This is a genomic window from Paenarthrobacter ureafaciens (genome assembly GCF_004028095.1).
Taxonomy (GTDB): domain Bacteria; phylum Actinomycetota; class Actinomycetes; order Actinomycetales; family Micrococcaceae; genus Arthrobacter; species Arthrobacter ureafaciens.
Genome location: NZ_SBHM01000007.1, coordinates 1,617,201 through 1,638,670, shown reverse-complemented (window position 1 = coordinate 1,638,670; position 21,470 = coordinate 1,617,201). Strand labels below are relative to the sequence as shown.

Genomic DNA, 21,470 nt, shown 5'->3' with positions numbered 1-21,470 from the left:
ACGGTTACGGCCTAGAGTGGCTGAAGCTTCACCAGTTTCACCACTTTCACCTAGTTTCACCTGTCTGCTATCTGGAGGTGCCGTGCTTAACCCCTTCAAGCCGACGGCCGGCGCCACCCCACCTGCCTTGGTGGGACGCGCGGGACTGTTGGACGAGTTCGAGTACGGCCTACAGCAGGGTTCCGGGGCGCCGGGGCTTCTGACCATCATCACGGGCTCCCGGGGCATCGGCAAGACCGTGATGTTGAATGAAGCCGAAGGCATCGCACGCGAGCAAGGCTGGGCAGTCATCTCCCGGACAGCAACCCCTGGCTTCCTGGGCGGGATCGGTGATGACATGCTGCGCCTTCTCGATGAGCTCGGAGATGGCCCTCCGTCCCGGAAGATCACCGCATTCTCCGCGGCAGGTTTCGGGCTCACCACACAACTACCTCCCGAGCGTGCCAATGATTGGCGCCGGATAGGAGGCGAGTTGCTGCGCAGGCTCGGTGAAAAGGGCACGGGTCTGGTCATCACCATCGATGAGATCCACGCCGTCGACCGCACGGAAATCTCTCAGCTGGCCGCCGATGTCCAACACTTCATCCGCGAAGGGCTGCCAGTCGGTCTGATCTTCGCCGGCCTGCCGTCGGCCGTGTCGGACCTCCTCAATGAAGGCGTCGCGACCTTCCTCCGACGGGCCGACCGGATCAATCTCCACGAAGCGGCCATCGCCGAAGTCACCGCGTCCTACAAAGAGCTCTTCAGCCAGGGCCGGATTGACGTCACCCCCGGGCTCATCTCCAAGGCCGCCGAAGCCACGGAAGGGTACCCCTTCCTGATCCAGCTGGTTGGTTACTTCCTCTGGCTCGAAGCGGGCAAGGCAGAATGGGCTTTGAACGAGGACAGCGTTGAGCGTGCCATCAGGGCCGCGGAACGACGGAACAGCCTGGTGGTCGTCGAGTCGGCACTGTCGGATATTTCTGACAAGGACCGAGAGTTCCTGGATGCCATGGCGGCCCAGGATGGTCCGTCGACGGCCGGTCAGATCGGCGGGATCCTGCAAGCCAAACCCAACCTGGTGTCCAAGTACCGGAAGCGGCTTATTGCCGCGGGCCTGATCGAGTCCGCCGGCTACGGGAAAGTCGATTTCGCAATCCCCGGACTGCGGCAGTACCTCCGCGACCAGGGTTGAGCGGTTTTTCGACCATTGCGGCAACACCGTAGTAATCCACGATCGTCACCGGTCCGCTGCCCGGCGTCGCCGAATGGGCCGCCGGACGCGGCAGCAGCGGTGTGGCCGCCGCCGGGCCGGATGCACGGGCCGGCGAGGTGCCCGCCGCGCCAAAGTGGATCTAGAGGACCCGAACGGCTGCTAGTTCCTCATTGCCTGGTCGCGCTCATAGGTCTGCCCGAACGGCACATCAGGAGACAAGAGCACCGAATAGTGTTCAAAGCTACGCCGGATGACAAGCACCCCGTGCTTCCCCTTGGTTCGCGCGTCCTCATGGGCCGCGCGAACTGCGGCTTCCAGCTTTTCGTCTATTTCAGTCGGCTGATTGACTCGAATTTCGGTAAGAATCTGCATTGGGGTCCTTCTTAGGCAGTTGCGTCGTCCCTCAGTGGGTCAACAGTTAGTTGGCGTAGGGGTCGGCAATCCCGATGTACTGGGTGGTGGTGTATTCGGCGATCCCTTCGGAACCGCCTTCGCGGCCGAGGCCTGACTGTTTAACCCCGCCAAATGGTGCTGCCGCGTTGGAGATGACCCCGGCGTTGAAACCGACCATGCCGAACTCGATCTGCTCAGCCACCCGCAGCAGCCGGTTGAAGTCGCGTCCGTAGAGGTAGGCAGCGAGGCCGTACTCGGTGGAGTTGGCTTGGCGGATCGCTTCTTCCTCGGTGCTGAACGTTGTCACCGGGGCAACGGGGCCGAAGATTTCCTGGCGGAGGATCGCTGCACCCTTGGGAACGTTCGCCAGGACGGTGGGCGGGTAGAAGTAGCCGGGGCCGTCCGCGGGGGTCCCGCCGGTCAGGGCGGTAGCTCCGGCGTCGACGGCGGCAGTCACCAAGGCGTGCACGTCGGCGCGGGCGCCGGCGTCGATCAGCGGCCCGACCTGGGTAGTGGGCGCGGTTCCCCGGCCTACGCTCAGGGACCCCATGGCCGCGGCGAACTTGCGCGTGAATTCCGCGGCAACAGCTTCGTGCACCAGGAACCGGTTGGCGGCCGTGCAGGCCTCCCCCATGTTCCGCATTTTCGCGGCCATGGCCCCTTCGACGGCTTTGTCCACGTCGGCGTCCTCGAACACGATGAACGGAGCGTTTCCGCCCAGTTCCATGGACGTCCGCAGGACATTGCCTGCCGCGTCCGCCAAGAGTCGCTTGCCCACCGGCGTCGACCCCGTGAAGGAAACCTTCCGGAGCCGCGAGTCCCTCATCAGGGGGCCGGAGATGCCGGAGGCAAAAGAGGACGCAACGACGTTGAGGACGCCTGCCGGAAGCCCGGCGTCGAGCATGGTCTGGGCGAAGTACTGAGCCGTCAGGGGCGTGAGCTTGGCGGGTTTGAGGACCATGGTGCAACCGGCCGCAACGGCAGGCGCCACTTTGCGGGTGGCCATCGCCAAGGGGAAGTTCCAGGGCGTGATCAGCAGGCAGGGACCAACCGGCTTCTGCTGAACCAGGATCTTGTTCTTGCCTTCCGGCGTGGTCAGGTACCGTCCGTAGTCCCGGACGGCCTCCTCCGCGAACCAGCGCAGGAATTCAGCACCGTAGGTGACCTCGCCCCGGGCTTCTGCCAAGGGTTTGCCCATTTCCAAGGTCATCAAGAGGGCGAACTCGTCCGCCCTCTCGGTGACGAGTTCAAAGGCACGGCGAAGGATCTCGGACCTGACACGCGGCGCCGTCGCGGCCCAGAAAGGCTGGGCGGCGTCTGCGGCATCGAGCGCAGACACCGCATCCTCGCTCGTTGCGGAGGCGAGGGTCGCAAGTACCTCACCGGTGGCGGGGTCATGGACATCGAACGTGCCGCCGTCGGACGAATCGCGCCACTGGCCCCCGATCAACAGGCCGGTCGGCACAGACGCCAGCAGATCGGATTCGTGCTGGCGGGTTGCGTCCACCAACGACGCGAATGACGTCAAAGCGGTTGAAGCAGTCATGGGAAGTCCTTTTGGATCGTATGTCAGTAACTTGCTGGAGTGCTTCCGACCAACGGTCGGACGAACTTCGCAGCGAAGCCTTCGGAAGCGCGGGCAAGCACCGCAACATCGGCGCCGACCAGCACGAAGGAAGCTCCGGCGTCGAGATAGGAACGGGCGGTCGCCTCATTGAAGGCGTTCACGCCGGCGGGCTTGCCTGCCGCTTGGGCGGCTTTGATGCAATGCTCGACGACGGCCCGCACCTCCGGATGTTCCTGCTGTCCCAGCAAGCCCATCGAAGCGGCCAGGTCCGATGGGCCCATGAAGATGCCGTCCACACCGTCCACGGCGAGGATTTCCTCTACCACCTCGGCGGCGGCACCCGACTCAATCTGCACGGTGAGGCTGATCGATTCGGATGCGGTGGCAAGGTAGTCCGGAACACGGTTCCACCGTGCGGACCGGGCCAACGCTGAGCCCACGCCACGCACACCGTGCGGCGGGTAGCGGACCGCGGCGACGGCCGCCTCCGCTTCTGCAGCCGAATTGACCATGGGAATCAGCAGGTTTTGCACGCCCAGGTCCAGGTACTGCTTGATCACCACAGTGTCGTTGACCGGGGGGCGGACCAGAACATGGATGGGGTAACCGCTTGCGGCATACAACTGGGCCAGGATGGATTCCAAGCCGTTGGGGCAGTGTTCAGCGTCGATCAGGAGCCAGTCCAAGCCGGAACCGGCGCAGATTTCGGCCACCAGCGGGCTGCCGGAGCACACCCACATTCCGGCCAGGGGCCTGTCCGCCGCTGCCAGCGCCGAATGGAAAGTGGGGCTTAGTTGAAGTGGCATGTCACTACTCCCAGGGGTCCGTAATCAGCAAAAACGGTGTCTCCCTTGGAGACCCACATAGGCCGGGTAAAGGAACCGGCCAGAATGATGTCGCCGGCTTTCATGGAGTCTCCATGCGCGGCGATCTTGTTGGCCAGCCAATGCACTCCGTTGGCCGGGTGTCCCAAGACGCCCGCAGCAACGCCCGTCTCTTCCACCACCTGGTTTTTGTAGAGGATGGCTGAGATCCAGCGGAGATCCACGGCGTCCGGCTTCACGGGATTGCCGCCGATCACCATGGCGCCCATGGCCGCGTTGTCGGAGATGGTGTCCACGATGGTGCGGCCCTCCATCTCGATCCGTGAATCCAGGATTTCAAGGGCGGGAACGACGTACTCGGTGGCGTTCAGGACATCGAAAATGGTGCAGCCAGGCCCATTCAGGCCTTCCTTGAGGACAAAGGCAAGCTCTACCTCAACGCGAGGATGCGTGTACTGGTCCCATGCCACGGAGCAGCCGGATTCGAGGACCATGTCATCGAAGATCGCACCGTAGTCCGGCTCCGTGATGCCCGTGGCCAACTGCATCGCCCGCGAGGTCAGGCCGATCTTGCGGCCTACCAGGGTCCGGCCGGCTTCCTCGTTCCGGCTCCGCCATACTCCCTGCACGGCGTAGGAATCTTCCACCGTCATGTCCGGGTAGCGGGCAGTCAGGAGGGGCACCGGTTTTCGGTCGCGTCCGGCCGCCACCAACTCATCGGCAATCTGTTCAATGACTGTTTGGTCAAGCATGCATCGATCTCCGTTCAAGGATCGCTAAAAGTGAAGGCCCGGCACTGGAAGGCAGGCCGAACGTGCGGGAGGCCCGGAAGGCCCTCCCGCGTGGAAATGCGGTGATGGATTCCTAGGAGAAGTTCGCTGCCGGTCCGTAGGAGGCGATCGCGGCGTCGATCTTGTCCCTGGTTTCGAGCAGCTGCGGCAGGAACTCGTCTTGCAGGGTCTCCAAGGAAACACGGGCGGTATGCACTGCCACGTTGATTCCTGCGATGACGTTGCCGTTCGCGTCATGGATGGGAGCCGCGATGGTCCGCACGCCCACTTCCACTTCCTGGTCCACCAGGGACCAGCCCTGCGCACGGACTTCGGCCAGGAGTGCAAGGAATTCCTCCCGCGTCCACCCTGCTTCATCCAGGTCGTTCGTTTCCTGGCGCATTTCCAGGTACGAGTCCAGCTCCTCCGTCGGGAGATTGGCCAGGATGACCCGGCCCAGGGCCGTCAGCAGCGGGTCAATCCGGGTACCCACCCGGACGTTGAACGTCATGATCCGCTTCTGGGTGGAGGCGCGGGCGATGTAGTAGATCCAGTCCTCGTCGAACACGCCCACGGAGCATGCTTCGCCGAGCCTGCTGTTGAGGTCGTTGAGGAACGGCTCCACTACCGCCGGAAGTTCAACCGAGGAGAGGTAGGCGTAACCGATATCCAGCACCCTGGGCCTCAGCCGGAAGAGTCCATCCTTGTTGGTGACGTATCCGAGCTTTTGCAGGGTCAGCAGCAGCCTTCGGCTGCTCGGCTTCGACAGCCCGGTAGCCCGCGCAACCTCGGAAAGTGTCATCTTCTGACGCTCATCCGAAAAAGCGCGCAGGACTGCCAGCCCCTTTTCCAGGGACTGCACGAAGTCGCCATCCCTTTGGATGACCGGGCTGATTTCCATAGAGCCATTCTGCCCCAGTCCAGCCTCCTCCCCCGGGACCTCTACCCCTGCCGCATCCGGATACGCCGTCACCCCGCTACCCGTTCCTTCCGTGTTCGGCCAGGAAGCCCCGCACAATGCGGTTGAAGTCCGCCGCACGTTCCACCTGGCTCCAGTGGCCGCACTGGGAGAACAAATGCAGATCCGCGTGCGGAAGCACTTTCACCAGGTCGAAGCTCCGGCTCGCGGGAATCACCGCGTCTTCACGGCCGTGGATCAACAGCACCGGCACCTGAAGGTTTTCCAGGACGGCGAAGTCCAACGGCAGTTCCTCCCGGTCGCGGTCCCTGGCAGCAATGACTTCCTTGAAGCGCGCGGAAGCAACCTCGGATTTCGACGCCACATACCGGGCCTGCACCAACTCATCAGTGACCAGGGAATGGTCCACCACAAAGTCGGTCAGTGCCCGGCGGATCCCGTCCACCGTGATTTCCGGAGTGGCGTGGCTGGTCAGAGCCTTGGTTCGTTTGGCCCCTCCGGTACCCATCGAAATCAATCCGGCCAAGCGCTCCGGGTAGTCGATGGCGAACTGGAACGCCACCCAGCCACCCAGCGAGTTGCCCACCAGCCAGGTCTTCTCGATTCCCAATGCATCAAGGACGCGCACGGCGTGATCCACCCAGGCTTTGATGCCGTAGGCGGTGCCTTCGGCAGCAACGGTCTGCCCGAATCCGATCAGGTCAATGGCGATCGCCCGGTTTTCCTGCCCAATGTCGGCGAGGTTCAGCCACCAGTTGGCAGCTGCGGAAACGCCCGTCCCGGACCCATGGAGGAAGAGCACCGGGGTGCCGGTACCAATCTCGTGGTAGTGCGTGAGTTCGCCGGGGGCGGTCTCGAGCCATTTGTCCTCAAGGCCGAAGAAAGAGTCCGTCACGTACGCAGGACTCGCTACCTCGGTCATGGCTGGTTCCCGGTGACAGCGCCGGCTGCGCTGGCCTGAAGCGCAGGGGCAGCTTCGACCTCGGCAAATCCTGCAGCCAGTCCCATGCCGGTGACCCAGCGGGGTACGGGCTCGTAGGCGACCGTTGCGACGTCACCGCCCCAGGCACCCAGGCCTGCGATCCACGAGGCAACCTCGTGGGCGCCGTTGCCAGCCACCTCTTCCATCTGGTCCGGATCGATGGACAGGAGGTCCTCCAGCGGTCCGCCGGCAAGGCGGTCCAGGAACCAGCGGTCCCACTCTTCGTTGATCTTGCCTTCGTGGTGGTTGGCGATCCGTTGGGCCAGGTTTTCTTCGCGGGCCTTGTTGTACTCCACCACCTGGTCGCGGCCGTCAATGAGGAACTCGCGGGTCTCATGGTCGGTGGCCTCATCGTAAGGAGACATGGGCCGCACCCAGTGCGAGAGACCGCCGGAAGCGAGGATGAGGACCTTGAGGTCGTCATCCATTGCGCGGATCGCGTCGCCCACTGCTTTGCCGAAGCTGTAAGAGCGGCGGAGGGTAGGCCGCGGTGGCGCGCTGCAGTCCACCATGACCGGAACCACCGGAATGTTCATATCCGGCACCAGGACCTCGTAAGGCTGGGAGATTCCGTGGTCCACGCCCATGCGAAGCGAGAACGCGGGGTCGAAACCGGCCTCGCGCACGGCCTCGATGATTTCCAGGCCAGCACCGTTCCTGAAGGGCAGCGGGCCCTGGTATCCGCCGTAGTCGCCAAAGCTTTCAATCTCGCCCGTGCCAATGCAGTACGCCGGCATCAGGTCGAAGAAGAAGTTGCGGAAGTGGTCCGGTCCGAAGATCACCACCAAGTCCGGGTTGAGCGCCTCAACGGTCTCCTTCATCTTCCCGGCTCCTGCTGCGAACGCCGAACCCGGGCCTTCGACGTCGAAGGATCCGTCCCAGAAGGGCGAGTGTGACATGGCGATGTAGCCAACGATCTTTGCCATTGCGGCCTCCTCTTAATTTCCTGTTGCGATGGTCGTCTTGACGGGCAGCACTTGGCTGAACCGCTTGGTCATGGTGTTGGCCGCATCCGCCGCGCAGGACGCTGCAAGGTAGCGGTCCGGACGGATCACCAGGATTTCGCGGTCCTTGCGTCCGCGCGCCCAGTCACGGAAGCCGCCGGCGACGTCGTCGAGCAGGGCAGTGTCCTCACCCACCGTGTTGAGGTGCTCGCCTGCGCGCGACCTGTTGACCCGGGCCAACGTGGCTCCCAACGACTTCCAGTAGGCCAGCGATTCGGCGTCGAGGTGCTCTGCCGGGTCCGTGTTGATGCCGACGACGGCGAACCAGTCGCCAAGTGCCTCATCAAGCTTGAGCCGCTCGCCTGAGGCGTTCTCGACGTCGGGCTGGATGAACATCTTGCCGATCGGCGCCTTGGGCGAGGCGTCAAGGACGACGCCGCGGTCGTAGTAGGGCATCGGCTTGAACTTCATTTGAAGCAGGTAGTCTCGCGTGGCAGGGATTCTCTGCATGGCCCGGAGCCCGTAACTGCGAAGCTTCTCTCCGGCCTTGGTCTTAGGTCCGTAGACCTTCCCCAGGGTGGTGGCCAGCTCAACCAGTGCCTTGGCGTGTCCCCTGCGTTCCTGTCCGTACGTCTCCAACACGGAGGGAGAGACGCCGTGGGCGAGGACAGCAGCGAGCTTCCAGGCAATGTTGGCGGCGTCGCGGATGCCGGAGTTCATTCCCTGGCCAAACCATGGCGGCTGCAAATGCGCGGCATCTCCAGCGAGGAAAGCCCTGCCGATGCCAAAGCGGTCCGCGACGCGTGAGTGGTGCGAATACACGCGGGCCTTATCCAGGTCGGGCATGGGGCCGGTCCAATTGAAGTGGGTCCGGATGAGCTTTTCCACTTCTTCCGGTCGCACCATCTGCTCATCGGTTTCGTGGTCCTCCAGCCGGAATTCGAAGCGGCGGTATCCGTACGGCAAGTCGATCGAGACGTAGGGGCGTCCGCTGCTGATGTAGTTGCCGGAGAACGGTGCGTGGTAGGTGGAATCCTTGAGGTCCACTACCAGCCAGCGGGCCGCCAGGGTGGTGCCTTCCAGTACCGCGCCGATGAGCTTCCGCACCGTGCTGCGTCCGCCGTCTGCACCAACAACGTAGTCTGCTTCAATGACGGTTTCATTTCCGTCGGCGGCGCTGATGGTGGCAACTACGCCGTCCGGCCCCTGGGTCAGCCCGGTGAGCTCACGGCCAAGGAGGATGTCGACGTGCTCAAAGCGGGTGAGGCCCCCACGGAGACGCTTTTCCAAGAGCGGCTGCAGGAAGGAGTTCCTGCGGGGCCATCCAAAAGGCTGCCCGGAAGGTGCGATCTCGGCGAGCTTGGTGCCCTCGGAATCGAACCAAATCAGCGCCTGGTTCTGGATCATGTCCGAATGCACTTCGGTGCCAAGACCACAGGACTGAAAGACGCGCAGCGACTCGTCATCCACACCCACACCGCGGGGGTAGTCGATGATGTCCGGAGAGCGGTCGATGATGACGGTTCGAATGCCGTAGACGCCGAGCAGGTTGGCGATGGTGTCGCCGCAGGGGCCTGCCCCGACGATGAGTACCTGGGTTTTCACTGTGTTCCTCTGAGTATGTGGTGCCCGCGGGCGTAACTGTCTCGTGCAGCGTGGAGCTAGAACTTGCTGCCTAGCAGGTCAAGGGTCTTGCGGTACTTTTCAGCGCCCGGGTAGTCAATCTCAGTGGATTTGCCAAGCTTTTCCGCACCTTCGGGCAACGGAGCACCCGGCATTGTGCCGAACTCAAAGACGTGCTTGGCTACGGACGCCTGGCCTTCGGCGGTAAACATCCAGCCGACCAGGAGGCGGGCAGCGTTGGGGTGCTTGCTGCCGTCCAAGGCGGCGTAGGCAACGTCCGAGTAGTAGGCGCCGTCTTCCATGGTGGCGAATCCAAGGGGAGCGCCCTGCTTCAGCTGGCGCATGTACGTTCCGTAGCCTGCCACGAGGGAGAGATCGCGTTCACCGGATACAACCGACTGGAGTGCAGTGGCAACGGACGGGTAAATTGCCGGGTTGGTTTCCTTCTTCAGCTTGTCGATCCATCCCTCATCAATGGCCCCGGACTCAAGGGCTGCTGAGAACACCTGCGGAGTGGCACCGCTCTGCTTTGGGTTTGCAATACCAATCCGGCCGTTCCACTTCGAGTCGGCCAGGTCGGCCCACTTGCTCGGAAGGTCAGCGGTGGTCAGCTTGTTCGCGTTGTAGGCAGTGGCGTAAAGGTGGCGCGAGGGGACCGACCACAGATCGTCATGGCCGCGGAACTTGCCGTCAAGGGCGTCTGCTTCAGCCGGCTTGTACGGAGCCAGGTAGTCCTTTTCTACATAGCGTTCAACATCAGAAACACCGATGTGGACAAGGTCGGCCGCAAAGCCGCCAGCCACTTGTTCCCCTTCAAGCCTGGCGTCCAGTTCCTGCCCGAAGATATCAGCGGTAGTGATCTTGATGCCCGGGTACGTCTTGGCGAAGTCCTCGTAGACCGCCGCATAAAGGTTTTCCGTAGGGCCGTAGATCTGAAGCTCACCCTCGGACTTGGCGGCTTCATAGAGTCCGGCGAGAGTGGTGGGAGTGTCTGCCGCGCCCGAATCACCCGGAGCGTCGTTGCCGCTGCAGGCCGTCAGTGCGAGCAATGAACCGACGGCCAGCGCGATGGCTGTTTTCTTGAATTTCATGGTGTTCCTCTTAGTGGTTTGCTGTTGCTTTGGCGGGCTCGGAGGTGACGGGGGCTGCGGAAGCCTTGCCCTGCCCACCCTTCCGAGTGCCTTCGACAATGACGACGGTGCCAATGGGAGGCTGCGCCAAGGCCGGCTGGCCGACGTTCAGGTCCCTCGCGTAACCTGGGCGCACCCTGGCGACCAAGTCCACGGCGCCGTCGGTGATGACGATTTCGACGTCGTCTCCCAAGTGCGCTTTCGAGCTCACGGTGCCCACGAACGAGTTCTCGGGGACGATTCCGCCGTCGTAGGGGTGGACGCGAACCAAGCGGGAGCGGATGGCGGCCGTCACGTGCTGCCCTGCCTTCACCGGGCCGGTGGTGGCCGCCGAAAGGCGGTTGCCGTTGCCGATTTCAACGGTTGCCAGGGAGTCGCTTCCTTCGGTGACAGTGGCGTTGAAGAAGTTGTCGAAACCGACGAATTCTGCGACGAACGCCGTCTTGGGGGCGACGAATACATCCTTCGGTGCACCCTCCTGGACGATCTTGCCGTCCTGGAGCACCAAGACCCGGTCCGCGAGGCCGCCGGCGTCTTCCTTGTCGTGGGTGACGTAGACGGCGGTGGCACCCAGGTGCTGCTGGATGCGGCGGATTTCCCGGCGCATCTGGGCACGAAGGTTGGTGTCAAGGCTGGAGAGTGGTTCGTCCAAGAGCAGGAGCCTTGGCCGGGCGACTACTGCGCGGGCCAGGGAAACGCGCTGCTGCTGTCCGCCGGAGAGCGTTCCGGGGTACGAGGCCCGGTGTGCCCACAGGTCCACCATGGTCAGGGCCTCCTTGACCCGCTCCTGGATCTCGTCCCGGCTGACCCGTGCCCGCTTGAGGGGGTAGGCCACGTTGTCGAAGACGGACTTGTGGGGCCACAATGCAAAGCTCTGGAACACCATGCCCAGGCGGCGCTGTTCCGGCGCACGGTTAATACCGGTTGCTCCATCGAACACCGTCTCGTCGCCGAAGCTGATGGATCCGCCTTCGGGGGTCTCCAGTCCGGCCACGGAGCGAAGGAGGGTGGACTTGCCGCAACCCGACGGGCCGAGCAGACAGACGAATTCGCCGTCTTCCACCGTGAGGTCCACGTGGTCGAGCACAGTCCGACCGCCGAAGGACTTGTGCAGTCCCTGAATGCTGATTCCGGTCACTTGGAGGCTCCTTCACGAAGTACTGATGGGGTGTTGCTTTCCAGGCGGGCCGCGTTCCGGCGCAGTGCCCGGCGAACGAGGGCCCGGATGATGACGACGACGATCGTCGCCGCGAGTGCCAGGGCCGCCATGACCCCGGTGAAGATGACGTACAGGGCAGAGGCGAGAACGGTCTCGCCGCTGTTGTGGTAGCCGAAGCTGATGGTGGAGATCATTTCCGTGCTGGTGCTGCCCAGGAGGACCGGGACGTCCAGGATGCCTGACATGGTGATCGCCACGAGGAACCAGGCGGCAATCAGGCTTGGCGTCATCAACCGAACCGTCACCGTGCCGATTGCCCTCAGGAAGGTGTCGCCGGAGATCCGGGCGGCCTCTTCCATGTCCACGCCAATCTGCGCCAGGGCGCCTTCGATGGTGCGGGTGGCGAGCGGGACCGTTGCGACAGCGAGGCCAACCACCAGGATCCATACGGTCCCGTAGAGGCTCCGACCGCCCGGGGTGGTCAGTACCGACCACAGGAAGGCCAGGCCGAGAACGAGGCCGGGCATAGCTGCCGGCACCCAGGACGCCAACTGGATGTAGCGGCCCAGCAGTCCCTTCATTCGGACAAAGGCAAAGCTCACAACAAAGGCAAGGACCACAGTCAGGAGGCCTCCCACCACGGCCACGATGATGGTGGTTTCAAGCGCCTTCATGACGTTGGGGGTATTCAGCAGCTGCTGGATGTTCGCCGTGGAAAGTTCCGCCGAACCCAGATAAGGCTGGAAGGCGCTCAGGACCACTTGGAAGACCGGCAGCACCAAAGCAACCAGGAAGTACAGGAGCATGGCCGCAACCACTGCCCACTTCCATTTGCCCGGATCGCGCAGGCTGGTGTCCTTTGAACGGCCTCCCACCGATGTATAGGACTTGCCTCCGCCGGTCAGCTTGAGCTGCATTATCACCAACACGGCGAGGATCAGGACAATCACCAAGGAGGAAGCGGAGGCCGCAGGGTAGTCAGCTTCGTATCCCCCGCGGAGATAGTCGAAAATGTGGGTTGCGTAAACGGTGATCCCGGCAGGCAGGCCAAGGACGGCGGGCGTCTCGAAGGCCTCAAGCCCCTTGACGAAGACGAACAGGCTTGCCGCCATGAGAGCGGGCAGGAGCGCAGGCAGCTCGATTCCGAAGAATGCCCGCGTCCTGCTGGCACCGCTGATCCGTGCAGCCTCTTCCAGTGCGGCATTCTGGTTGCGGAAGGCGCCCAGGATGATGAGGTAGGCAAGGGCCGCGGCTTTAAAGACCGTCACCATGATCAGGCCGAACCAGCTGCGGGTATTGAACGCAGCAGCCAGGGCGTCCAGGCCGATCGAATCCAGGAACCTGTTGATCAGACCGGATTCGCCCGCACCCAGCATCGCCCAGCTCAGCGCGTACAGCACGGTGGGCATGGCCACCAGGATGACCATCACCGGAGTGATCAACCGGCGGAACATGACGTTCATCCGGGTAGTCACTGTGGCGAAGAAGATCGCCACAGCCATGGAGGCTACGGTGATCGCCACCGAGTAAAGCATTGTGGCACCCAGCGCTGAGTACGTATCCGGGTCACTGAAGACCTTCTCAAAACCACTCAACGTCCAGCGCTGGTTCTTTGCCAATGGCGAGGACTTGAAAGCACCGAAGATGAGCATGGCCAGCGGCCATACAAAAAGCCAGCTGAAGATCACCAGCCCAACTGCCTTGGCAAGTACTCCCAGGGTGTTCTTGCGGGTGATCGGCCGGCGCATCCGCCGTCCGCCGTTCTGGTCGGTGCCCGGCGGCTTCTCTGCCAGTACCGTCATCGGTTCCTCCTGGAGTCTTCACATCGTTGTGCGTACGCATTCCGTACAGCTCTTACGCATTTCGTACGGTAGTTCCAGATTATGGAAAGGAACTTGAGATGTCAATCACTTTGATCCAGCCGGAAATGTGATCGTCCTGACATGCTGGAGTAGTGACGAACCTTTCGGCTGAAGTGCCGCGGACAGCCCTCACGTGGAAGCTGCTGCCCGCGGCCCTTCTCTCCGCTTCCGCAGTGCCGCTGTTTGCCATCCGCGACGACGCGACGGGCTACTCGCTGCTCGCCCTCAGCCTGATAACGGCTGCATTCATTGATCGTCAGCTCCTACGGCACCTGGCCTTGGTGGCGGCGGGCGTGGTAATCATCAGCCTCGTACCGCTCAACGCGGACCTCAGCCTGGAACACATGGCCCTCATGGGCGGGGCGCTGGCTTTGGCGGTACTGGTCCCGTGGCTGGTTTCGCGCTTCATCTACCGGGAAAAAGTCATCCGGTTCCCCGTCAATACAGGCCGGAAGTGGCCGCTCGCGGCAAAGTTCTACTTGGTGGGAGTAGTAGCACTGGGCTACTTCATCCTGCCCGCCTACCTGATTAATACGGGCGTGTACACGAACTGGCCGGACGCCTCGGACCCCACCATCTTCTGGCGGCTGTTCCTTGGCGTGAACACCGTGGGCATCTGGGACGAGCTGTTCTTCATCTGCACAACGTTTACCCTGTTGCGGCAGCACTTTCCGGACTGGCTGGCGAATCTGCTGCAGGCCGTGGTGTTCTCGTCATTCCTGTGGGAGATCGGCTACCAGGCCTGGGGGCCGCTGCTGACCTTCCCCTTTGCCCTTCTTCAGGGCTACACGTTCAAGTTGACCAAGTCCTTCACCTATGTGGTGTCGGTGCACCTGATTTTCGACTTCGTGCTGTTCCTTGCCCTGGTGCATGCCCATAACCGGGACTGGCTTCCGATCTTTATCTACTGAGACTGCAGCGGTAATAGCGCACTGGAAGGCGTTACTCCCAGCTGGTGTTCTCCAAGGAGATCTCCTTGGCCATGTCATCCAGGAACCGCATCACAACGTCCCTTTCGGCGGGGGTCAACCGAGCCGCCGCAATGAACTTCCGCGCGTGCTGGCGTCCCACCGTCCGCATCGCCGCCGCATGCGTTTCCGGGGTGATGAAGATGGCCAGGGCCCGCCGGTCGGAGGGGTGGGGCTCCCGCGTGATGTGCCCGGCACGCTCCAAGCGGTCCAGCAATTTGGTGGTGGACGCCGTCGATATATGCAGGTGCGCGGCTATGGCGCCGGGCGTCGCCAGCACATTACTGTTGGCACAAACAATGAGGTAGTGCAGTGCCCGCATGTCGGAGGCGTTAAGACGCATGTACTTGAGCGAAGCTTCGGATAACCGTTGTTCGGCCTCGCTGAGCCTGCCCATGGCAGCCATCAGCTCGTTGATCTGCCTCAGATCGTCCTCACTAAGCCCCTCCCGGTCCACAAGCTCATGCAACGGATCGTTGGCATCCAGGTTATAGAGACGGGAAGAGGGCTGGCCGTCAACTTCTTCCCTTTTAAGCATATGGGTATGTTACACCTATCTGCCTACATGGTAGTCTTCTTTCTAGCTTGTCTAGCAATTATCGGCGTTGAAGGAAGGCTCAGGAATGAACACAGTAGAGATGGTGGTCCTTCTAGACGACGCCGGGCGGCACATCGGCGAGGCACGCAAGTCCGAGGTCCACACGACCGAAACCCCGCTCCACCTGGCCTTCTCCTGTTACCTCATGAACCACGCGGGTGAAGTCCTGTTGACGCGACGCTCCCCGGAAAAGAAAGCCTGGCCCGGAATCTGGACCAACAGTTTCTGCGGCCACCCGGGGCCCGGAGAAGAACAAGAAGAGGCCGTGATGCGTAGGGCCCGCTTCGAACTGGGCACCGACGTGACGCGGATTGAGTTGGCGCTCCCCGACTTCCGCTACAGGGCGGTGGACCCCTTTGGCATTGTCGAGAACGAGATCTGCCCCGTCTACACAGCCCTTATACACGGTGAACTGAAGCCCAACCCCACGGAAGTCGCGGACTGGGTCTGGGTGACGCCGGACCTGTTGTCCGGGGCGCTGGAACACTCCGCTTCCGCATTCAGCCCGTGGCTTGCCATGCAGTTCCCCCAGCTCATAAAGTCCGGGGCCCTCCAGGCCGGAGCGAGGGCATGACGCTCATGGCGAACGTCGTCCGAACCCGCTCACACCTCTGTTCCGCCATCGAAGGCGAACTGACAGGCCTCATATCTACGCGTTCCAACTCGGCACGGGCCTACGGACCGGAGTTCAGCCGGCTCTGGGACATTGCCGGCGAGAACATTCTCGGTGGAAAATTCGTGCGGCCGCTGCTGCTCGTGGAAACCTATGACGCTTTCGACGAACACGCCCGGGACCGCAGCACAGCCATCAGCATTGCAGCCGCGATCGAGCTGCTGCACTACGCGTTCCTGCTGCACGACGATGTGATCGACGGCGACCTCGTCCGCCGCGGCCGCCCGAACCTGGTGGGAGCCCTCCTTGCCGAGGCGGGCCAACTGCCGCCGATGGACCAAAGGCCCGACGCCGGCCGTCCGGACAGCGCCCTGCACTGGGCACAAACCGGTGGCATCCTCATGGGCGACATGCTTCTCGCCGCTACCCACCAGGCTTTCGCCCGCGTGGACCTTCCCCACCCGCTGCGCATCCGGCTCCTGGACCTCTTGGAACACACCATCAACGAAACCGTGGCGGGCGAGCAACTGGACGTGGGACTCGGTGACGGCATCATCGCACCGGAGCTCGAAACCATCCTCACCATGTGCGGCTACAAGACGGCAACGTACACCTTTGAGCTGCCGCTGCGGGCAGCGGCGACCCTTGCCGGCGTCGAACCTTCCGTGGAGTCCGCGCTTGCGACGGCGGGACGGCATCTGGGCCTGGCCTTCCAGCTCCAGGACGACTTCCTTTCAACCTTCGGGGATCCGCGCCGGCACGGCAAGGATCCCTTTTCCGACCTCCGCGAAGGCAAGCAAACCGCCATCATCGCCTACGCCCGGAAAACCAGCGCATGGGCGGAGATCGAGCCATGGTTCGGCCGGCCCGATCTCTGCACCCAGGACGGCGAGAATGTCCGCCGCCAGCTCTCCGAATGCGGCGCGGAGACGTTCGTCCAAGGCCATATCGACCAACAGACGCGGGCGTTCCACGACGTCCTCGCCGACACAACCAACCCCATCCCGGACAAGGTCCGCAACGTCCTGCTGGACCTGGCAGCACAGCTTGAAGGACGGCAATCATGAGCGTCGACGTCGACACTTCCTTTACGCAATTCACCCGCACGGCCGAGCGTGCGGCCAACCAGGTGATTTCCGCCTACTCGACCTCCTTTGGGCTGGCCACCCGCCTTCTGGGCCCGCGCCACCGGCAGCACGTACGCAACATTTACGCGTTGGTGCGGGTGGCCGATGAACTCGTGGACGGAGTTACCGCGGAGGCTGGCCTGAGCCGACGGCAGCAGAGCGAAGCGCTCGACCACTTCGTGGACGAAACACACCGTGCGCTGGAGCTTGGCTACAGCAGCGACCTCATCATCCACGCTTTCGCGCAGACAGCCCGCGCGGCAGGCATCGACGCTTCACTGGTGGATCCGTTCTTCGCGTCGATGCGCACGGACCTGGGCGGGCAGGATGCTGCCCCGGCTGGACCTCTGCGTTTCGACTCCGCAGCCCACCAGGGCTACGTCTACGGCTCGGCAGAAGTAGTGGGCCTGATGTGCCTGCGCGTTTTCATGCGGGGCCAAAGAATCGACGACGCCGATGCCGCCGCACTGGAGTACGGCGCGGGAAGGCTCGGGGCCGCCTTCCAAAACATCAACTTCCTCCGAGACCTCTCCGACGACACCGCCCGGCTCGGCAGGAGCTACCTGGGCACGGCGGACCATCTCGAGGACCGGGACCGGATGGAATGGATCAGCACCATCCACGCCCAACTGGCCGATGCCAACGCCGTCATCCCGCTGTTGCCGCATGACGCCCGTGCCGCCGTCAGGAGCGCCCTGGCCCTCTTTGCCGCGCTCACCCGCCGGCTCGAGCGGACATCCATCGCCGAACTCTACGAATCCCGCGTCCGTGTTCCGGACGTCTTCAAAGCCGGCCTGGCTGCCCGCGCAGTCGCCGCCACGTGGTTGGAGCCCCGCGCATGACTTGCAGCACCAGGACCGTAGTAGTGGGCGGCGGCATCGCCGGCCTTGCCACAGCGACCCTCCTCGCCCGCGAAGGACACGAGGTCCAGCTCCTCGAACGGCTCCCCCGTGTCGGAGGCCGCGCAGGCACCCTGGAGAGGGACGGTTTCCGTTTCGATACCGGCCCCTCCTGGTACCTGATGCCCAATGTGTTCGACCATTTCTTCGAATTGCTGGGCACCAGCACCGGAGAACAGCTTGACCTGCGAACGCTGAGCCCCGCCTACCGCGTCTTCAGCGAACCGCACGACGGCGGCCGTCCGGTCCCGCTGACGGTTCCGTTGGGCAGTGACAAGGTCATGGAAACCTTCGAACGCGTGGAGCCCGGCAGTTCCAAGCAGCTGGCAACGTACCTGGCCTCCGCGCGGAACACCTCGGACATGGCGGAGCGGTTCTTCCTCTACAACCCCTTCACCAGGCTGAAGGCCTTGATGCAGCCCGAGGTGGTGCGGAGCCTCCCCGAGCTGGCCAAGTTGCTGGCCATGCCGCTGGAGAAGTTCATCGCAAACCGCTTCCAGGACCCGGTGCTGCGTCAGGTGCTTGGCTATCCTGCGGTCTTCCTGGGGACCAACCCGGCCGATGCTCCCGCCATGTACCACCTGATGAGCGCCTTGGACCTCGGTGACGGCGTCCAATACCCCATGGGTGGCTTTTGGCACTTGGTGGAACGCCTTGAGGCACTCGCCCTCGAAGCCGGGGTACGCATCCGGACCGAAGCGCAGGTCCTCCAGATCACCACGCGCGAGGCCCCACCCAAGTCCCGGGAGCGGTTCACCCCGCGCGGACATTTCCAAAGGCCCGCCCCGCTCCGGGTCCGGAAAACCCGCGAGGTTACCGGCGTCAAGTGGTGCGACAGTGAGGGCGGCGAACACTTCAGCGTCGCGGACATCGTGGTCTCCGGAGCCGACCTGCACCACACTGAAACAAAGCTGCTGGACATCCCGGACCGCAGCTACCCCCGCGCCTGGTGGCAGCGGCGCACCAGCGGGCCGGGAGCTGTCCTGGTGATGCTGGGCGTACGGGGCAACCTCCCTGAATTGCCCCACCACTCGCTGTTCTTCACCCGCGACTGGGAGGCCAACTTCTCGGCCATCTTCGGCAAGCCTTCCCGCGTCCCGGACCCCGCTTCCATCTATGTGTGCAAACCCAGCGCAACAGACCCCGGCGTCGCCCCGAAGGACCACGAGAATCTCTTTGTGCTCGTCCCCATTCCCGCCGATCCCTCGCTGGGCGCCGGCGGAGCAGAAGGGGGCGGAGACGCACTCATCGAGGGCATTGCTGATGCCGCGATTGACCAAATCGCGGACTGGGCGGGCATCCCGGATCTCCGCGAGCGCATCGTGGTCCGGCACACCATAGGGCCCGCCGACTTCGCCAGGGACTACAACTCGTGGCGCGGCGGCATGCTGGGCCCTGCCCACACACTGGGCCAAAGCGCCATGTTCCGGGCCCAGAACGCGTCCAAGAAGGTCAACGGCCTCTACTACGCCGGTGCCACCACGGCTCCCGGCGTCGGTGTCCCCATGTGCCTCATCAGCGCCGAGCTGGTCCTCAAGAGGATCCGCGGCGATCACAGCCCCGGACCAACCCGGGTGCAGCATCCTGCCTGGGTTTCAGGCAAGGTGGGCTGATGGGAGTCATCTATCTGGCGTCGCTTCTTGCCGGCATCGTTTGCATGCTGCTGCTGGACCACCGTTTCCGGCTCTTCTTTTGGCATGACGCCAAAGCGGCAACGGTGGTCACCGCCGTCGGGCTGGCGTTCTTCCTGGCCTGGGACATCGCTGGAATCGGGCTGGGGATTTTCCTGCGTGGAGAAAGTGCCATTGCCACCGGCATCCTGTTTGCCCCCGAGCTTCCCCTTGAAGAGCCCGTGTTCCTCCTCTTCCTCATCCTGTGCACCATGGTCCTCTTTACGGGCGCGCGGGAGGTCCTGGCGCGGGCGGCGGACCGGAAAGGGACGGGCGGCGCGTCAGCAGCCGCACGCTCTTCGCACGGAAAGCCGGCGCGCGAACGGGAGAACGCATGACGTACTTGTGGCTCGCCCTCGCCTTCGTGGTTGCTTCCGCGGTGGCAGGAGTCGCGTTTGCCCGGGGTGCCGGCCGCCGGCATTGGCAGGCCACGGGTATCGCCTTCGCCGCTTTGGCCGTGCTCACGGCGGTGTTCGACTCCGTCATGATCGGCATGGAGTTGTTCCACTACGATTCCCAGCACCTGCTTGGCGCAAGCATCGGGCTGGCGCCTGTTGAAGACTTCGCTTATCCGCTGGCCGGCGTGTTGGCTCTTCCCGGCTTGTGGGCCTGGATGACGCGCCGCAGGCGAACACTGGACGGAGGCCACCCCACCACGCCGCACGCCGACGCCAAAGCCGGTTCCACCGACGGGCTCACGGGGCTGCTCCCCCAGGCCTTCGTCGCGTCCCGGCCCATCAGCTGGATCAACACCGCGTACCCGTTCGCCGCGGCCATGCTGCTAACCACCCGCGAGGTCGATTGGGTCCTGATAGTGGGCACGTTCTACTTCCTGGTTCCCTACAACCTGGCCATGTACGGCATCAACGACGTCTTCGACTACGCCTCGGACCTGAAGAATCCACGAAAAGGCGGAATCGAGGGTGCCCTCCTTGCGCCGCGGCTGCACCGGCCCATGCTGTGGCTCGCGGCCGTCACCAACGTCCCGTTCCTGGTGGTCCTCGCTGCCGCAGGCGGCCCGGCCTCGTGGCTGCCGCTGTTGGTGAGCGCCTTCGCGGTGGTTGCCTACTCGGCGGCGGGGCTGAGGTTCAAGGAACGCCCCGTGCTGGATTCCATCACGTCCAGCACGCACTTTGTGAGCCCGGCAGTGGTGGGGCTGGCTATCGCCGGAGCCACGGTCACGCCCGGCTTGGTCATCCTGTTGGCAGCATTCTTTATGTGGGGCATGGCCGCCCACGCGTTCGGCGCCGTGCAGGATATTGAACCGGACCGGCAGGCAGATATCGCTTCGATCGCCACAGTCTTCGGTGCCCGGCGAACCGTGCGTACCGCCGTCGTGCTGTGGCTGCTTGCCGGTCTTGCCATGCTGGCCACCCCCTGGTCCGGGCCGCTGGCGGCCCTGATCGCCATCCCCTACATCGTCAATTGTGCCCGTTGGTGGAACGTGACGGATACGACGGCGGCGCGCACCAATGTGGCGTGGCGGCGGTTCATTTGGCTCAATTACGGCTCGGGTTTCCTGGTGACGCTGATCCTCATCCTCCAGTGGAGCCTCACGTCATGAAGGCTGTGAATCCCCCGCTGCGGCACCCGGTTCCCCGTGACCGGCCCCGCCATCCACTGTGTTCCCGCCATCCACTGTGTTCTCGTCGTCCACTGTGTCCAGGGCTTGGCGCATATCCCGCAGGAAAGCCGTCACCACGGCAGCTTCCTCCGGGCTCAGCGCGCTGGCCACGTCCATCATGCGGCGGTGCATGCCGCCCAGGGTATGCCGGACTTCCTGGTCCGAAGCCGGAGTGGCCCGGAGGATCAGTGCCCGCCGGTCGGTCGGATGCGGTTCGCGGCGGATGTGGCCGGACTCCACGAGGCGGTCAATCAGGGTGGTCATGGACGCCGAGGTTATCCCGAGCCGCTCGCCCAGATCCTTCGGCTTCATTACGCGACCGTCGGCCTCGGCCTCGAAGAGGTAACGCAGGGCCAGCAGGTCCTTTTCGCCCATCAGCATGGATGAACGCGTCCGGCGCCGCATGGCTTGCTCGGACACCCTGTAGTCGCGCAGGGCGTTCAGCACGTCCACGGCCTTTTCCTTCTGCACCGGGTCTTTTCCGTACCAATAACCCTTTGCGTGGTGGTCCGCGTCCATCCTGTGTTTCCTTCGATCAGCTTGAAGCTCGTTTCCCTAGCATCTGATACTAAGTCCCTGCACGTGCCGGAAGGAAAGAGGCTG

General features: G+C 63.5%; 21 protein-coding genes. 8 read left to right on the top strand and 13 right to left on the bottom strand.

The window, feature by feature from the left end; genetic code table 11:
• The first annotated feature begins 82 nt into the window (after positions 1-82).
• Positions 83-1,174: an AAA family ATPase gene (locus tag AUR_RS11985; RefSeq protein WP_062094734.1), complete on the top strand. Its 1,092-nt coding sequence runs from the start codon at positions 83-85 to the stop codon at positions 1,172-1,174.
• Positions 1,175-1,354: 180 nt separating this feature from the next.
• Here the strand turns inward: AUR_RS11985 and AUR_RS11980 are convergent, their stop codons facing one another.
• The 11 genes from AUR_RS11980 to AUR_RS11930 all read right to left on the bottom strand — a co-directional run bounded on the left by AUR_RS11980 (position 1,355) and on the right by AUR_RS11930 (position 13,308).
• Positions 1,355-1,567, bottom strand: a complete 213-nt coding sequence (locus tag AUR_RS11980; protein ID WP_021471202.1) for a hypothetical protein — start codon at positions 1,565-1,567, stop codon at positions 1,355-1,357.
• 46 nt (positions 1,568-1,613) lie between these two features.
• A complete protein-coding gene (locus AUR_RS11975) occupies positions 1,614-3,134 on the bottom strand; it encodes an NAD-dependent succinate-semialdehyde dehydrogenase (protein ID WP_062094732.1) in 1,521 nt (506 codons plus the stop codon).
• Positions 3,135-3,157: 23 nt separating this feature from the next.
• A complete protein-coding gene (locus AUR_RS11970) occupies positions 3,158-3,961 on the bottom strand; it encodes an HpcH/HpaI aldolase family protein (RefSeq protein ID WP_031216140.1) in 804 nt (267 codons plus the stop codon).
• A complete protein-coding gene (hpaH, locus tag AUR_RS11965) occupies positions 3,946-4,731 on the bottom strand; it encodes a 2-oxo-hept-4-ene-1,7-dioate hydratase (protein WP_021471205.1) in 786 nt (261 codons plus the stop codon). Before hpaH ends, AUR_RS11970 begins: the two co-directional genes overlap by 16 nt.
• A gap of 112 nt (positions 4,732-4,843) precedes the next feature.
• Complete coding sequence (locus tag AUR_RS11960; RefSeq protein WP_021471206.1) at positions 4,844-5,650, bottom strand: IclR family transcriptional regulator domain-containing protein; 807 nt, start codon at positions 5,648-5,650, stop codon at positions 4,844-4,846.
• Between the two features lie 76 nt (positions 5,651-5,726).
• Positions 5,727-6,590, bottom strand: coding sequence for an alpha/beta fold hydrolase (locus tag AUR_RS11955; RefSeq protein ID WP_021471207.1), 864 nt, complete (start codon positions 6,588-6,590; stop codon positions 5,727-5,729).
• Positions 6,587-7,576 carry a DODA-type extradiol aromatic ring-opening family dioxygenase gene (locus AUR_RS11950; RefSeq protein WP_021471208.1) on the bottom strand — a complete coding sequence of 330 codons (990 nt, stop codon included), beginning with the start codon at positions 7,574-7,576 and terminating at the stop codon, positions 6,587-6,589. The genes AUR_RS11955 and AUR_RS11950 overlap by 4 nt, the downstream gene beginning before the upstream one ends.
• Positions 7,577-7,588: 12 nt before the next feature.
• Positions 7,589-9,199: a bifunctional 3-(3-hydroxy-phenyl)propionate/3-hydroxycinnamic acid hydroxylase gene (locus AUR_RS11945; RefSeq protein ID WP_021471209.1), complete on the bottom strand. Its 1,611-nt coding sequence runs from the start codon at positions 9,197-9,199 to the stop codon at positions 7,589-7,591.
• A gap of 56 nt (positions 9,200-9,255) precedes the next feature.
• On the bottom strand, positions 9,256-10,308 hold the full coding sequence (locus AUR_RS11940; RefSeq protein ID WP_021471210.1) for an ABC transporter substrate-binding protein: 1,053 nt from the start codon (positions 10,306-10,308) through the stop codon (positions 9,256-9,258).
• A gap of 10 nt (positions 10,309-10,318) precedes the next feature.
• On the bottom strand, positions 10,319-11,485 hold the full coding sequence (locus tag AUR_RS11935; protein ID WP_062094730.1) for an ABC transporter ATP-binding protein: 1,167 nt from the start codon (positions 11,483-11,485) through the stop codon (positions 10,319-10,321).
• Positions 11,482-13,308: an ABC transporter permease gene (locus AUR_RS11930; RefSeq protein WP_021471212.1), complete on the bottom strand. Its 1,827-nt coding sequence runs from the start codon at positions 13,306-13,308 to the stop codon at positions 11,482-11,484. The genes AUR_RS11935 and AUR_RS11930 overlap by 4 nt, the downstream gene beginning before the upstream one ends.
• Before the next feature lie 152 nt (positions 13,309-13,460).
• Here AUR_RS11930 and AUR_RS11925 point away from each other — a divergent pair, with 152 nt between their 5' ends.
• Complete coding sequence (locus AUR_RS11925; RefSeq protein WP_082694536.1) at positions 13,461-14,279, top strand: CPBP family intramembrane glutamic endopeptidase; 819 nt, start codon at positions 13,461-13,463, stop codon at positions 14,277-14,279.
• Positions 14,280-14,310: 31 nt separating this feature from the next.
• Here AUR_RS11925 and AUR_RS11920 read toward each other — a convergent pair whose 3' ends face one another.
• Positions 14,311-14,874 carry a MarR family winged helix-turn-helix transcriptional regulator gene (locus tag AUR_RS11920; RefSeq protein WP_062094727.1) on the bottom strand — a complete coding sequence of 188 codons (564 nt, stop codon included), beginning with the start codon at positions 14,872-14,874 and terminating at the stop codon, positions 14,311-14,313.
• An 85-nt stretch (positions 14,875-14,959) separates the two neighbouring features.
• Between AUR_RS11920 and idi the strand changes: the two genes are divergently transcribed.
• The 6 genes from idi to AUR_RS11890 are packed head-to-tail and all read left to right on the top strand — an operon-like array spanning position 14,960 to position 20,807.
• Complete coding sequence (gene idi / locus AUR_RS11915) at positions 14,960-15,508, top strand: isopentenyl-diphosphate Delta-isomerase (RefSeq protein WP_021471215.1); 549 nt, start codon at positions 14,960-14,962, stop codon at positions 15,506-15,508.
• Positions 15,505-16,614, top strand: coding sequence for a polyprenyl synthetase family protein (locus tag AUR_RS11910; protein ID WP_069695564.1), 1,110 nt, complete (start codon positions 15,505-15,507; stop codon positions 16,612-16,614). The genes idi and AUR_RS11910 overlap by 4 nt, the downstream gene beginning before the upstream one ends.
• Positions 16,611-17,516, top strand: coding sequence for a phytoene/squalene synthase family protein (locus tag AUR_RS11905; RefSeq protein WP_062094722.1), 906 nt, complete (start codon positions 16,611-16,613; stop codon positions 17,514-17,516). The genes AUR_RS11910 and AUR_RS11905 overlap by 4 nt, the downstream gene beginning before the upstream one ends.
• The gene (gene crtI / locus AUR_RS11900; RefSeq protein WP_062094721.1) at positions 17,513-19,186 is read left to right on the top strand and encodes a phytoene desaturase family protein; all 1,674 of its coding nucleotides are present in this window, start codon (positions 17,513-17,515) and stop codon (positions 19,184-19,186) included. The genes AUR_RS11905 and crtI overlap by 4 nt, the downstream gene beginning before the upstream one ends.
• Complete coding sequence (locus AUR_RS11895; RefSeq protein WP_062094719.1) at positions 19,186-19,581, top strand: lycopene cyclase domain-containing protein; 396 nt, start codon at positions 19,186-19,188, stop codon at positions 19,579-19,581. Before crtI ends, AUR_RS11895 begins: the two co-directional genes overlap by 1 nt.
• Positions 19,578-20,807 carry a prenyltransferase gene (locus tag AUR_RS11890; RefSeq protein ID WP_062094717.1) on the top strand — a complete coding sequence of 410 codons (1,230 nt, stop codon included), beginning with the start codon at positions 19,578-19,580 and terminating at the stop codon, positions 20,805-20,807. Before AUR_RS11895 ends, AUR_RS11890 begins: the two co-directional genes overlap by 4 nt.
• Here AUR_RS11890 and AUR_RS11885 read toward each other — a convergent pair.
• Positions 20,802-21,386 carry a MarR family winged helix-turn-helix transcriptional regulator gene (locus AUR_RS11885; RefSeq protein ID WP_082694537.1) on the bottom strand — a complete coding sequence of 195 codons (585 nt, stop codon included), beginning with the start codon at positions 21,384-21,386 and terminating at the stop codon, positions 20,802-20,804. The genes AUR_RS11890 and AUR_RS11885 overlap by 6 nt on opposite strands.
• Between the last annotated feature and the right edge of the window lie 84 nt (positions 21,387-21,470).

What these genes read in the sequence shown, in the direction of transcription:
- AUR_RS11970 (WP_031216140.1), bottom strand. Translation starts at nt 3,961, where the DNA reads ATGCCACTTCAACTAAGCCCCACTTTCCATTCGGCGCTGGCAGCGGCG.
- AUR_RS11895 (WP_062094719.1), top strand. Translation starts at nt 19,186, where the DNA reads ATGGGAGTCATCTATCTGGCGTCGCTTCTTGCCGGCATCGTTTGCATG.
- AUR_RS11980 (WP_021471202.1), bottom strand. Translation starts at nt 1,567, where the DNA reads ATGCAGATTCTTACCGAAATTCGAGTCAATCAGCCGACTGAAATAGAC.
- AUR_RS11885 (WP_082694537.1), bottom strand. Translation starts at nt 21,386, where the DNA reads ATGGACGCGGACCACCACGCAAAGGGTTATTGGTACGGAAAAGACCCG.
- crtI (WP_062094721.1), top strand. Translation starts at nt 17,513, where the DNA reads ATGACTTGCAGCACCAGGACCGTAGTAGTGGGCGGCGGCATCGCCGGC.
- hpaH (WP_021471205.1), bottom strand. Translation starts at nt 4,731, where the DNA reads ATGCTTGACCAAACAGTCATTGAACAGATTGCCGATGAGTTGGTGGCG.
- AUR_RS11950 (WP_021471208.1), bottom strand. Translation starts at nt 7,576, where the DNA reads ATGGCAAAGATCGTTGGCTACATCGCCATGTCACACTCGCCCTTCTGG.
- AUR_RS11930 (WP_021471212.1), bottom strand. Translation starts at nt 13,308, where the DNA reads ATGACGGTACTGGCAGAGAAGCCGCCGGGCACCGACCAGAACGGCGGA.
- AUR_RS11905 (WP_062094722.1), top strand. Translation starts at nt 16,611, where the DNA reads ATGAGCGTCGACGTCGACACTTCCTTTACGCAATTCACCCGCACGGCC.
- AUR_RS11920 (WP_062094727.1), bottom strand. Translation starts at nt 14,874, where the DNA reads ATGCTTAAAAGGGAAGAAGTTGACGGCCAGCCCTCTTCCCGTCTCTAT.
- AUR_RS11940 (WP_021471210.1), bottom strand. Translation starts at nt 10,308, where the DNA reads ATGAAATTCAAGAAAACAGCCATCGCGCTGGCCGTCGGTTCATTGCTC.
- AUR_RS11955 (WP_021471207.1), bottom strand. Translation starts at nt 6,590, where the DNA reads ATGACCGAGGTAGCGAGTCCTGCGTACGTGACGGACTCTTTCTTCGGC.
- AUR_RS11890 (WP_062094717.1), top strand. Translation starts at nt 19,578, where the DNA reads ATGACGTACTTGTGGCTCGCCCTCGCCTTCGTGGTTGCTTCCGCGGTG.
- AUR_RS11910 (WP_069695564.1), top strand. Translation starts at nt 15,505, where the DNA reads ATGACGCTCATGGCGAACGTCGTCCGAACCCGCTCACACCTCTGTTCC.
- AUR_RS11960 (WP_021471206.1), bottom strand. Translation starts at nt 5,650, where the DNA reads ATGGAAATCAGCCCGGTCATCCAAAGGGATGGCGACTTCGTGCAGTCC.
- idi (WP_021471215.1), top strand. Translation starts at nt 14,960, where the DNA reads ATGAACACAGTAGAGATGGTGGTCCTTCTAGACGACGCCGGGCGGCAC.
- AUR_RS11975 (WP_062094732.1), bottom strand. Translation starts at nt 3,134, where the DNA reads ATGACTGCTTCAACCGCTTTGACGTCATTCGCGTCGTTGGTGGACGCA.